A 12,363-nucleotide genomic window follows, 5' to 3' on the forward strand; every position below is an offset into this window, starting at 1 on the left:
AATGATTACTGTTTTTGCAGAAATAAAAGTCAAACCGGGACGCTGTTACCTGCGGTGTTGGCTGAGAAGGGTTGTAGCGGCTATCGACCGATGAGTGACGTGCCCACCCAGCTCGACTGGCAGAAAAAATCGCCAGACTCCATTTTTATGCTGGAAAAGTGGCAGAGCGTTCACCATTTGGAATTACATTTGCAGATGGAACATATGCAGCAGCATCGTGAAAGAATCAAGGATGATGTGTTGGATGTGAATATTCACATCCTCGATAACGCTTAGCCTTCTTACTTGAAGTTGCAGCTGTGTTAGCCGCCATCCCGCAGCCAACTACTCCCCCGCAACTTAATCTGCTCACTGACATAGTCCAGAAAGCAGGTTATCCGCGCGGCAAGTTGTGTATTGCGATAATAAACGGCATTGATGGGCTGCCAGGTTTCCAAAATTTGGTCGGCCATCACCTCAACTAAGCGCCCCGCCAGTTGATCCTCGCGGGTCATAAAATCAGATAATTCAACGATCCCTTCCCCCTGCAAGGCCAATAAGCGCAGCGTTTCACCACTGGATGCGGCGAGATTGGGGATGATTGACCCACGCCCTGCCGGCAAATGGGGCAGCGACCACTGATTCAGGGATTCTGGCTGAGTAAAGCCCAGCAGACTGTGGTTCGCCAACTCATCAATACTCTGTGGGGTGCCGTGGCGCTGGAGATAATCTGGGCTGGCAAGGATTCGCACCCGACTGGCACCGAGCAAGCGCGCATGGATCGTCGAGTCGCGCAACGTGCCGATACGGATGGCAATATCGGTGCGCTGCTCAAGTAAATCGATATTAAGATCGTCGGTATTTAGCTCGAGATTGATTTGTGGATAGAGCGCCCGAAAACCGGTGATCATTGGCACAATGACGTGCTGCATAAAAGGTGCAGCCGCATTCACCCGCAGCCGCCCCGCCGGTTTTAACCGCCGCAGGGCAATCTGCTCTTCGGCATCATCTACCGCGCCGATAATCTGCCGCGCATGACTGAGGAACAACTCGCCCTCTTCAGTCAGTTCCAGCCGCCGCGTGGTGCGACGCAGTAGCGTAGTCGCCAGCTTTTTCTCCAACCGACTCAAGGCCCGACTGATACCGGAGGTGGTTTGGCTGCGCTGCTCTGCGGCTGCCGTAATCGAGCCGCAGTCGACCACCGAGGTAAACGCCTGCAACTCCTCTAACGTCACTTTCATCGATTTTGCCCCATCATCAATCACACCTCGATTTCAGCCGTATCCCCTTTCTCTTGCAGCCAATTGCGGCGATCTTCGGAGCGCTTCTTCGCCAGCAACATATCCATCATTGCCATCGTCTTATCAATATCATCATCGTCAATGGTCAATTGGACCAAACGACGGGTATTTGGATCAAGGGTGGTTTCACGCAACTGCAACGGATTCATTTCACCCAAGCCTTTGAAGCGCTGAACATTAGGTTTGCCGCGTTTACGTTTTAGTTGTTCCAGCACGCCGGCTTTCTCTTCTTCATCCAAGGCGTAGAACACCTCTTTACCCAAATCGATGCGATACAGTGGCGGCATCGCCACATAAACGTGGCCATTGCGCACTAATGCACGGAAGTGGCGCACAAACAGTGCACAGAGCAAAGTAGCAATATGCAAACCATCGGAGTCCGCATCCGCGAGGATACAAATTTTACCGTAACGGAGTTGGCTCAAATCTTCGCTGTCGGGATCGATACCAATCGCCACTGAGATATCGTGCACTTCCTGCGAAGCCAGCACTTCATCTGACGACACCTCCCAGGTGTTCAGGATCTTGCCTTTTAGCGGCATGATGGCCTGATATTCACGATCACGGGCCTGTTTGGCCGAGCCACCTGCGGAATCCCCTTCCACCAAAAACAGCTCGGTCATGCTCAAGTCCTGCGACGTACAGTCCGCCAGCTTGCCGGGTAAGGCGGGGCCACTGGTCAGTTTCTTACGCACCACTTTTTTCGCCGCACGCATCCGGCGCTGAGCACTGGAGATCGCCAGTTCAGCCAGCTGTTCTGCCGCCTGCACGTTTTGATTCAGCCACAAGCTGAAAGCATCTTTGACCACGCCGGATACAAAGGCCGCGCACTGACGTGAGGAGAGTCGCTCTTTCGTCTGGCCGGCAAATTGTGGGTCCTGCATTTTCACTGACAACACGTAAGCACAGCGCTCCCAGATGTCGTCTGCCGAGAGTTTGACACCGCGCGGCAGAATATTGCGGTATTCGCAGAAATCACGCATCGCATCAAGCAAGCCCTGACGCAACCCATTGACGTGAGTACCGCCTTGCATCGTTGGTATCAGGTTGACGTAGCTTTCGGTCAGTAGTTCGCCACCTTCAGGTAGCCACAGCAGCGCCCAATCAATAGCTTCGGTATCGCCAGCAAAAGAGCCGACAAACGGCGCTTCTGGCAGGGTAATCAAGCCATCAACCGCCTCCATCAGGTAGTCAGTCAAGCCATCGGCATAGCACCACCGCTGCTCGGTGTTATTCACCAGATCTTTAAAGACGATCTCCACGCCGGGACACAACACCGCCTTGGCTTTCAGCAAATGGGATAGGCGGGAAACCGAGAAACGTGGACTGTCGAAGAACGAGACATCCGGCCAAAAATGCACGCTAGTCCCGGTATTGCGCTTGCCACAGGTGCCGATGACCTGCAAATCCTGCACTTTGTCGCCATTTTCGAAGGCGATGCTGTAAATTTGCCCATCGCGGCGCACCGTCACTTCAACTCGCTTGGATAAGGCATTCACAACGGAAATACCTACACCGTGCAAACCACCAGAGAACTGATAGTTTTTATTGGAGAATTTACCGCCGGCATGTAAGCGACACAAAATCAGCTCAACCGCAGGAACACCCTCTTCAGGATGGATATCGACCGGCATCCCACGGCCATCATCGATAACTTCCAATGATTGGTCGGCGTGCAGAATGACATCAATGCGACGGGCATGACCCGCCAGCGCTTCATCGACGCTGTTATCAATCACCTCTTGACCAAGGTGGTTTGGCCGCGTGGTATCCGTGTACATTCCCGGACGACGACGCACTGGTTCTAAACCGCTGAGTACTTCAATGGCATCAGCGTTATAGCTGGATTCAGTCATGGTTTGATTAATATTCGGCTAATGGATGGAAGCTTTAGGCAGTCGCTAGCCCTAAAAACGTGACAATCGGGGAGAAAAAGTGATCAAAACCAATAAAGGCATGATTCCCACCTGATTCTACTGTTTGCCGACAAGGGGTGTAATAGGCCACCGCTTGACGGTAATCGAGGATTTCGTCCCCGGTTTGTTGCAATAACCAGAGTAAATCCGGCGATTCCAACTTTTCAATCTGCATGGCCTTCAGGTCATAAATATGTCGAGACTCTAACACATATTGTTGCCCGGTGTAGGGGTTCTCATTTTCACCCAGGTAATCACTGAGCAGCTCGAATGGCCGCACCGCGGGGTTAACCACCACCGCCGGAATGCTAAAGCGCTGGGAAAGCCAGGTGGCAAAATAGCCGCCAAGAGAAGAGCCAACAATGCCAATAGGCTGCCCAGCTTTATCCATCACAATGCTTTCTAGCATCTCTGCGGCTTCTGCGGGATAAGGTGGCAGTTGTGGGGTTAGCATCTCAATATCAGGATGGTGTTGCTGCAGCCAGTTTTTAAAGGTGGTTGCTTTCGCCGAACTGGGAGAACTATTAAATCCATGAATGTATAGAAGCGTGCTCATCAATAACCGTCCGCGTCCATGTCCGGGCAGAACTCATCACTGGCTAACCGGCGAACCTCAGTTTCAAGTACTCCATTAGGCAGTAAATCGAGGTAGCGCCATCCCGGAGCCACAGTATCAAGGGTGAAATTAGTACAGTGAGGTTTGAACTGCACACAGGTCGATGGGCTGGCTAGCAGGCGCTTACCATACCAATCGAGATCCAAATCCTGATGGATATGGCCGCACAATAAGGTGGTCACCCGCGGATAGCGGGTAAGAGTCGCCGCCAACATATGCGCATTACGCAAGCTGTGCTGATCAAGCCAGGTACAGCCCGATGGCATTGGATGATGATGCAATAAAATCAGTGTATAGCGCGCTGGATATGCCTCCAGACAGCGCTCCATCCACTCCAGTTGATAGTCGCTCAACTCACCATAAGGAACACCAAAGACCTGACTATCCAATAATAGAATTTGCCAGTTATCCCCCACCAAAACTTGCTTTGAAGGTGCTATACCCGCATCAGCCAGTGCATCAACCATCGCCGGTTGAAAATCATGATTGCCGGGTAGCCATAAGCAAGGTGCGGGCAAACGGGCGATGCCCTTCGCAAAATTTTGATAGGCAGCAACAGAGTGGTCTTGAGCCAAATCACCAGTGGCAACAATAAGATCAAATGGGTGCTGCTCAGCAATAATCGCATCCAACACAGCGCGATAACTGTGGGAAGTATTGACACCCAGTAAGGTCTCATGTTCACCAGCGAATAGGTGGGTATCTGTTATTTGTAAAATTCTGACCTTGGCCCCACTCGCCATAGGCAGTTTAAACAGGCTTTCCAAATGGTGTCCTTGTTTTTGCACCTTGACCAACCCGATTTTGATCCTCGGTAGGCAAGGCTATAAGTCTGTCTAATAAACCGGAACTGCCACCGCTCCATGCGCCAAACAGTAGCGCAACCAGTCGGCAAGAAACTGGTTAATTTGATGCTTTTCGTCCCGCTGATGCAACTTTTTATTCGGATAATCATAGCTTGCTTTGAAGCGGGAGATCTGCTGACTAGCACACACTTCCGCGACCTGTGCATCATGATAAAGCCTGACCACCATCGACGGTAGACCCCATTGACTGACGGCAGGCTCAGTTTGCACAATCTCTACCACCGAAGTGTAGCGGGTAGACTCAATTATTGTCAGCCGATAACTGACACCATTAACCTGATAAGCAACATTTTCGCCCACTTCATCGACCCGTGGTATCAAACGGCGCAATTGTGCGAAGTTAGTTTCGCATAACCGCATCATTTCAGGGAAATCAGGTGTGTAGCGTTTTATCATTATTATGCTCGCTTTCTCTTTACGGCTGCCATTCTGCTCTTAGCGATAAGTGGTGCAACGCCAGCCATTGTAATGCAATGATTGAGGCTGCGTTATCAATAGCACCCTCTTCCACCCAACGACAAGCCTGTTCACGGCTGACAACATGCACTCGGATATCTTCATTTTCGTCGGCCAAACCATGAATACCGCTCGCCGTCGTCGCATCCACTTCACCCACCATAATGGATAGGCGCTCACTGGTGCCACCCGGGCTGGCTAAATAACTGAGCACCGGCTTGCAGCGACCAATATGAATTCCCGCCTCCTCCTCCGCTTCGCGACGCGCCACTCCCTCGACGGTTTCGCCCTCTTCAATCATTCCGGCGACCATCTCTAATAACCAAGGCGATGGGCTGCTGTCAATGGCTGCAATGCGCAATTGCTCCACCAGCACCACCTCATCGCGCACCGGATCATAAGGTAATAACACGGCGGCATGACCGCGCTCAAAAATCTCGCGCTTAACTTCACCACTCATTTCACCATTAAACAGACGGTGGCGAAAACGGTATAAATTCAATGAAAAAAAACCACTGTACAGAGTTTCACGTGCAATAATTTCCACATCGCTCTTGTCGAAGGTCACCGGTGAGGGTTGTGCTGATGACATAGACTTATTTCCTTACTAAGATTAGCGGTTTAAAAAGAGACTTTGATAAAGATTATTTGACAAAGATGGCGCGATACAGATTAGTTGTCTGAACACACTTTTAGCTTTGTGATAGATTTAAGTAAATTAAGGCGAGATGGCACAATCAGCCACCTTATTCCATTGGCAGACTCTGATAGAATCGGCAACAACTCGTCTATCGACAGCTACCATAGTAATATTGCTGCACAACTGCTGCACAACAAGGACTGCAAATGAAGAAACTGCTCCCCCTTCTTATCGGGCTGAGTCTGGCTGGTTTCAGTACCATGAGCCAGGCAGAGAACTTGCTGCAAGTTTATAAGCAAGCCAGGGATAGTAACCCGGATTTACGCAAATCGGCTGCTGACCGTGATGCCGCATATGAAAAAATTAATGAAGCTCGCAGCCCGCTGTTACCACAGCTCGGTTTAGGTGCGGGTTATAGCCATACCAATGGTTTCCGCGATGCCTCTAGCAACCCGGATAGCAACGCCACTTCAGGCTCTTTGCAACTGACTCAAACCATTTTTGATATGTCTAAATGGCGTGCTCTGACCTTGCAGGAAAAAGCGGCAGGTATTCAGGATGTAACGTTCCAAACCAACGAACAAGCATTGATCCTGAACACAGCAACAGCCTATTTCAATGTGCTTAGAGCGATTGATAGCCTCTCTTATACTGAAGCACAGAAACAGTCGGTCTATCGTCAGTTAGATCAAACCACCCAGCGTTTTAATGTGGGTTTAGTCGCAATCACCGATGTGCAGAACGCCCGAGCCAGCTATGATACCGTATTAGCAGATGAAGTAACGGCGCGTAATAATCTGGATAATGCGCTGGAAAATCTGCGCCAGATTACTGGGGTTTATTACCCAGAATTAGCCTCACTGAATGTTGATCGCTTGAAGACAAAGCGCCCAGAGGCCGTTGCTAACCTGTTGAAAGATGCTGAGAAACGTAACCTTTCGTTACTTTCTGCCCGTTTGAGTCAAGATTTGGCCCGTGAGCAAATTAAATCGGCAGAAACCGGCTATATGCCAACCATCGATTTGACGGCATCATCGTCTGTAACCAATACCCGTTACAGCGGCGGCACACCAAGCACTCAGCAAGTCAATAATGATGCCGGCCAGAACCAAATTGGCGTGCAACTGAGCCTGCCACTGTATAGCGGCGGGGCCACCAATTCTGCGGTGAAACAAGCGCAGTACAATTTCGTGGGAGCCAGTGAGCAGTTAGAGAGCGCCCACCGTAGTGTGGTGCAAACTGTCCGCTCCTCATTCAACAATATCTCCGCCTCTATCAGCAGCATTAAAGCTTATGAGCAAGTGGTCATTTCTAACCAAAGCTCATTGGATGCAATGGAAGCGGGCTATCAGGTCGGTACTCGTACGATTCTGGATGTGTTGACTGCCACAACTAACTTGTATCAGTCCAAGCAACAGCTCGCTGACGCTCGTTATAACTATCTGATTAATCAGTTAAATATCCAGTCAGCACTGGGTACACTGAACATGAATGATCTGATGGAGTTGAACGGGGTACTGGATAAACCAGTTCCAACTTCAGCAACCGCTCTGGCACCAGATAATGCTAACCAGAATACTTATGCTGATGGCACTAACACTCAGGCAGCACCGCGTGTGACACCAGTAAGCCAGCCTTCAACCACCGCACCTGCACGTAACGGCAATCCATTCCGTAACTGATTTTTACCGGTTCGGCTCTCCGGGCGCAGCATCAGGCTGCGCCCGGCTTATTTCCTGCCTCCCCTTTAATGACCAAGCATTTTTCGTCAATGAAAAAAGCGAAGCAACTCGCAACAGTTCGTATAGCTTTGTAAAGTCTGCCGCTGACCGCCCCTCACGCTTTAATTTTATACACGTTTCCCCTATCCTTAGGGTTCTTACTGGGAAAGGGCATTGAACGCCCGGAAATGAGACAAATAATGATGAAACGGACTCAAAACATCAATCAAGAGACTTTCCGTAAATCCTGGCGCAGTTATCGCCTTGCGCCAGTAGCTTTTGCTGTCAGTGCCGTATTTATGCTGGCCGGCTGCGAAAAAACTGACGAAACTGTCTCTTTGTACCAAAATGCTGATGACTGCTCTGCGGCAAACCCGTCCAAGAGCGCTGAATGTACCACTGCTTACAACACTGCCTTGCAGGAAGCGGCAAAAACAGCACCGAAGTATGCCACCCGCGAAGACTGCATAGCAGAATTTGGTGAGTCACAGTGTACTCAGGCCCCGGCACAAGCGGGCATGGTGCCAACATCGTCATCTTCAACTGAACAAACCACCGCCGCCGCACCGCAACAGAGCGGCGGTATGTGGATGCCATTAATGGCCGGTTATATGATGGGTCGGATGATGGGCGGCGGCGCAAGCCAGCCACTATTCACCTCTAAAGCAGCAAATAGCCCCGCTAACGGCAAATTTGTTGATGCCACCGGTAAAAACTTTGGTTCCGCCACTACAGGCCGCACCATGACAGTACCGCGCACCGCAATGGCGCCGAAGCCAGCCGTGACCAATACCATCACCCGTGGCGGTTTTGGCGAGTCGGTGGCTAAGCAGTCCACTATGCAACGTAGCGCCGCAACATCATCCAAAACCAGCACGCGTAGCATGGGTGGCTAAGGTCTGATTAATGAAACGTTTAGCAATTAGCGAGCGCCCAGACTGGCGTGAAAAAGCCACCGAATTTGGTTTTCGTTTCCACACCATGTATGGCGAGCCGTACTGGTGTGAAGATGCCTATTACGAATTCACCTTAGCGCAAATTGAAGAGCTGGAAGAGACCACCGCAGAGTTACATCAAATGTGCCTGCAAGTGGTTGAAAAAGTGGTCAATAGCGATCAACTGATGGCGAAATTCCGCATTCCAAAACATTGCTGGGATTTTGTTCGTAGCTCCTGGCGAACCCATCAGCCCTCACTCTACTCTCGCCTTGATCTGGCCTATGATGGCGTCAATCCAGCAAAACTGCTGGAGAACAATGCCGATACCCCAACCTCACTGTATGAAGCCGCCTTTTTCCAATGGTTATGGTTGGAAGATCAGATCAATGCAGGCAATTTGAGTCAGGATTCTGACCAATACAACAGCATGCAAGAGAAGCTGATCGAGCGTTTTGTTGATCTGCATGATAACCATGGTTTTAGCTTGCTGCATCTGGCCTGCTGTCAGGACAGCGAAGAGGATCGTGGCACGGTGCAATATCTGCAAGATTGCGCACTGGAAGCGGGGCTGCCGACTGAATTCATGTTTATGGAAGAGATCGGCTTAGGGGAGAAAGGGCAATTTACTGATCTCGATAACCAAGTGATCAGTAATCTGTTCAAGCTCTACCCGTGGGAATTTATGTTCCGCGAAATGTTCTCTACCAAACTGGAAGATGCTGGCGTGCGCTGGTTGGAACCCGCCTGGAAGAGCATTATCTCCAATAAAGCTTTGCTGCCATTGCTGTGGGAAATGTTCCCGAATCACCCAAATCTGTTGCCTGCTTACTTTGCGGAAGATGATCATCCTGCGATGGATCACTATGTCACCAAGCCGCTATTCTCGCGGGAAGGTGCCAATATTCAGATAGTGGAAAATGGCAAAGAGGTGGCGCGGGTTGACGGGCCATACGGCGAGGAGGGCATGATTGTTCAACAATTCCATCCGTTGCCTAAATTCGGGGATAGCTACACACTGATTGGTAGCTGGCTGGTAAATGATCAACCATGTGGTATTGGTTTACGTGAAGATCGTGAGCTGATCACTCAAGATCTATCGCGTTTCTACCCACATATTATTTTGGGTTAAACGCTCATTCATAAAGGAAGGTAATCTACCTTCCCTTCAGACTGCTGACAAACCTCGACGACTCGATCTCAAAAGGTGAGGACAGGTAGAAGAGTAAAGCCTCCGCGCCACGAATGGCACGGTTCGAGCCATCAGGAATGATTTTACGGCATCTTTACGATCTGCCCGTTCTCTCCGCTCAGACGACTTTGTCATTAACCGCAAGGGAAGGTAATATGCCTCCCCTTGTTTATATTCTAATGCTTACACTCTGGGCTAGTTAACCAGCACTGACAGCATACTCAACGACCCCATCTCAATTCCATCCGTTGGGATCGAAATTGGCGCTTTGCCATCCCAGCCCCCCAGCACATACAGCAGCGGTAGATAGTGCTCAGGTGATGGGTTAGACAACGCCGCCCCTTCATGCTGCATAAAGTTAACCAATGGGTGGTTATCGCCCTGATAATTCAGGTTATCCCGCACGAACTGATTGAAAGATTCGGCCCATGGATACGGAGTGCTATCTCCTTGCCATCTCACCATACGCAAGTTGTGTACCACATTACCGCTGGCGACAATCATCACCCCCTGCTCCCGCAGCACCGCTAATTTGCGGCCTAATTCATAGTGATACTCTGCCGGTTGGGTGCCATCAATACTCAGTTGCACCACAGGAATATCAGCCTCAGGGTACATTTTAATCAATACCCCCCAGCTGCCATGGTCCAACCCCCACTCACTGGTATCCGCCCGCACGGCGATAGGTGCCAACAACTCTTGAATTTGTGCGGCAAGCGCAGGCGAACCCGGTGCAGGATACTCAGTATCGAACAGCGCCTGCGGGAAGCCGCCAAAATCATGGATAGTGCGAGGTTTCGCCATGGCCGTCACCGCCGTCCCACGGGTATACCAGTGGGCGGAAACCGCCAAAATTGCCTTAGGGCGCGGCAATGTCTCACCTAACGCACGCCATGCTTGGGTGTGACTGTTCTCTTCCAGCACGTTCATCGGGCTACCGTGGCCGAGAAACAGTGCAGGCATACGAGGCGTGTTCATAGAAAATCCTTACTGTTAAGAAGAAGAGTGGCGCTTAAAATTATCTGCGCTTAAAACATAAGCAACACATTACGCGCTTTTTTTTCATTACACAGCCGGATAACAGTGATGAAGATATTCAATAATTTTGAAGGGGAAATCAGAGGGGGAGAAGCAGTAATGGCATTCTATGGCGATGGGAAATAACCGGGCCGCGATCTATTCAGAAAACTAGAGGCTACCCGGCGTTTAACACTCAGAATTAGCAGCTAATATTTAATAATATTGGCTCTCTGTTAGTGAGACTGGCGATACGCCACCAGATCTTCAATCGTCACAACCGGCATATTATGCAACTTAGCAAACTCAATCACTTCTGGCGCATGTGCCATGCTGCCATCGTCATTGGTCAGTTCACACAATACCGCAGCGGGTTTGTAACCTGCCAGTATTGCCAAATCGATAGAGGCTTCGGTGTGACCACGGCGGGATAAGACACCACCGGGCTGGCCGCGCAGTGGGAATACATGACCAGGGCGATTAAGGTCGCTAGGTTTTGCGTTATCAGCAATTGCCGCGCGGATAGTGGTCAAGCGATCTGCCGCAGATACGCCGGTGGTGACGCCTTCAGCGGCTTCGATAGTCACGGTAAACCCAGTTTGGAACTGGCTGGTGTTGTTGGTCACCATCATTGGTAACTCAAGCTGCTGGCGGTGATCGTCGGTGATACACAGACACACAATGCCGCTACCGTGCCGGATAGTCAGTGCCATTTGCTCAACGGTCATGGCTTGTGCCGCAAAAACAATATCGCCTTCGTTTTCACGGTTTTCGTCATCCAACACCATAACGCCACGGCCATTACGCAGAGCGTCGATAGCACGTTCTACACGCTCAACAGGCGTGCCAAAATCTGATAGAAGAGTCTGATTCATGGTAAAAAAAACCTCATTAAATTATGGATTACCAGAATCAGGGCGGTCTTGAGGAGTAACTGGCCGGTTTTTTATCTATAAATGCATTGATCTAGAGATAGAAATAGCCGAAATAACGCAGGCGAGCTATACCCGACAGCTTTCAAGTTGCATGTGTGTGTTGGCTACACCTTGAAAGCTAAACGTGCATAAACTCAGCAGATACCGTTAATCTCTCCCATCCGGACTATAACCGTCGGCCCCGGAATTACACCGGATCTGCTGACCTCTACCCTGTTTTCTTTGAGAAGAGAAACAAGGTGAGCGCTCGCGGGCTTTTGCACCATGACGTTAGCACGCCACAACACAATTTACCGCCGGTGGGGACTTACACCCCGCCCTGAGAATAAGTGTATGACTATAGCGCTATTGATTCTTCTGAGCAATTACCAAAATCTAGATGTGCGGAGGTTTATACAATTGTCATCTGGCATTACACTAGGGGGAGTCACTACACAGCTAATTAGGGAAATATCATGATTGACCCGAAAAAAATTGAACAAATCGCCCGCCAGGTGCATGAGTCTATGCCGAAAGGTATTCGCGAATTCGGGGACGACGTCGAAAAGAAAATTCGGCTAGTGCTGCAATCGCAGTTAACCCGACTGGATTTGGTTAATCGTGAAGAGTTCGATGTGCAGACTCAAGTGCTGCTGCGCACCAGAGAGAAACTGGCTTTACTGGAACAACGCATGGGTGAGCTGGAAGCTAAATTCAACAGCGCGCCAACCGCAATTGAAGATAAAAAAAGCGATAACCAGACTGGCGAGTAATGATTGATTAAATCATTATAAGTAAAACGTTATCGTT

At 50.1% G+C, this 12,363-nt stretch carries 12 protein-coding genes, 1 pseudogene and 1 riboswitch; of the genes and pseudogenes, 5 read left to right on the forward strand and 8 right to left on the reverse strand.

Annotated elements, in window-relative coordinates; genetic code table 11:
• Position 1 precedes the first annotated feature (1 nt).
• A pseudogene (locus tag HRK25_RS03270) lies at positions 2-276 on the forward strand (putative quinol monooxygenase).
• A gap of 26 nt (positions 277-302) precedes the next feature.
• Here HRK25_RS03270 and HRK25_RS03275 read toward each other — a convergent pair.
• The 6 genes from HRK25_RS03275 to nudF form a co-directional block, all read right to left on the reverse strand.
• The gene (locus tag HRK25_RS03275; RefSeq protein ID WP_005271101.1) at positions 303-1,220 is read right to left on the reverse strand and encodes a LysR substrate-binding domain-containing protein; all 918 of its coding nucleotides are present in this window, start codon (positions 1,218-1,220) and stop codon (positions 303-305) included.
• A 20-nt stretch (positions 1,221-1,240) separates the two neighbouring features.
• Positions 1,241-3,136, reverse strand: coding sequence for a DNA topoisomerase IV subunit B (gene parE / locus HRK25_RS03280; RefSeq protein ID WP_005271094.1), 1,896 nt, complete (start codon positions 3,134-3,136; stop codon positions 1,241-1,243).
• A 34-nt stretch (positions 3,137-3,170) separates the two neighbouring features.
• Complete coding sequence (yqiA, locus tag HRK25_RS03285; protein WP_032896516.1) at positions 3,171-3,752, reverse strand: esterase YqiA; 582 nt, start codon at positions 3,750-3,752, stop codon at positions 3,171-3,173.
• Positions 3,752-4,579 carry a 3',5'-cyclic-AMP phosphodiesterase gene (gene cpdA / locus HRK25_RS03290; RefSeq protein WP_032896513.1) on the reverse strand — a complete coding sequence of 276 codons (828 nt, stop codon included), beginning with the start codon at positions 4,577-4,579 and terminating at the stop codon, positions 3,752-3,754. The genes yqiA and cpdA overlap by 1 nt, the downstream gene beginning before the upstream one ends.
• A 69-nt stretch (positions 4,580-4,648) precedes the next feature.
• Positions 4,649-5,074, reverse strand: a complete 426-nt coding sequence (locus HRK25_RS03295; protein WP_005271089.1) for a DUF1249 family protein — start codon at positions 5,072-5,074, stop codon at positions 4,649-4,651.
• 19 nt (positions 5,075-5,093) lie between these two features.
• On the reverse strand, positions 5,094-5,726 hold the full coding sequence (nudF, locus tag HRK25_RS03300) for an ADP-ribose diphosphatase (protein WP_005271087.1): 633 nt from the start codon (positions 5,724-5,726) through the stop codon (positions 5,094-5,096).
• A 254-nt stretch (positions 5,727-5,980) separates the two neighbouring features.
• Here nudF and tolC point away from each other — a divergent pair, with 254 nt between their 5' ends.
• The 3 genes from tolC (at position 5,981) to HRK25_RS03315 (ending at position 9,562) form a co-directional block, all read left to right on the forward strand.
• Positions 5,981-7,456: an outer membrane channel protein TolC gene (gene tolC / locus HRK25_RS03305; RefSeq protein WP_005271084.1), complete on the forward strand. Its 1,476-nt coding sequence runs from the start codon at positions 5,981-5,983 to the stop codon at positions 7,454-7,456.
• Positions 7,457-7,698: 242 nt separating this feature from the next.
• A complete protein-coding gene (locus HRK25_RS03310; RefSeq protein ID WP_032896565.1) occupies positions 7,699-8,391 on the forward strand; it encodes a DUF1190 family protein in 693 nt (230 codons plus the stop codon).
• A 10-nt stretch (positions 8,392-8,401) separates the two neighbouring features.
• Positions 8,402-9,562 (forward strand): glutathionylspermidine synthase family protein, encoded by a 1,161-nt coding sequence (locus HRK25_RS03315; RefSeq protein WP_005271079.1) that lies wholly within the window; start codon positions 8,402-8,404, stop codon positions 9,560-9,562.
• 255 nt (positions 9,563-9,817) lie between these two features.
• Here the strand turns inward: HRK25_RS03315 and ygiD are convergent, their stop codons facing one another.
• Positions 9,818-10,600 (reverse strand): 4,5-DOPA-extradiol-dioxygenase, encoded by a 783-nt coding sequence (gene ygiD / locus HRK25_RS03320; RefSeq protein ID WP_032896510.1) that lies wholly within the window; start codon positions 10,598-10,600, stop codon positions 9,818-9,820.
• A gap of 275 nt (positions 10,601-10,875) precedes the next feature.
• The gene (ribB, locus tag HRK25_RS03325) at positions 10,876-11,514 is read right to left on the reverse strand and encodes a 3,4-dihydroxy-2-butanone-4-phosphate synthase (protein ID WP_005271075.1); all 639 of its coding nucleotides are present in this window, start codon (positions 11,512-11,514) and stop codon (positions 10,876-10,878) included.
• 205 nt (positions 11,515-11,719) lie between these two features.
• A riboswitch (FMN riboswitch) is annotated at positions 11,720-11,905 on the reverse strand.
• A gap of 124 nt (positions 11,906-12,029) precedes the next feature.
• Between ribB and ubiK the strand changes: the two genes are divergently transcribed.
• The gene (ubiK, locus tag HRK25_RS03330) at positions 12,030-12,326 is read left to right on the forward strand and encodes a ubiquinone biosynthesis accessory factor UbiK (RefSeq protein WP_005271074.1); all 297 of its coding nucleotides are present in this window, start codon (positions 12,030-12,032) and stop codon (positions 12,324-12,326) included.
• The last annotated feature ends 37 nt before the right edge of the window (positions 12,327-12,363 follow it).

It is taken from the genome of Yersinia bercovieri ATCC 43970 (assembly GCF_013282745.1).
GTDB classification, from domain to species: domain Bacteria; phylum Pseudomonadota; class Gammaproteobacteria; order Enterobacterales; family Enterobacteriaceae; genus Yersinia; species Yersinia bercovieri.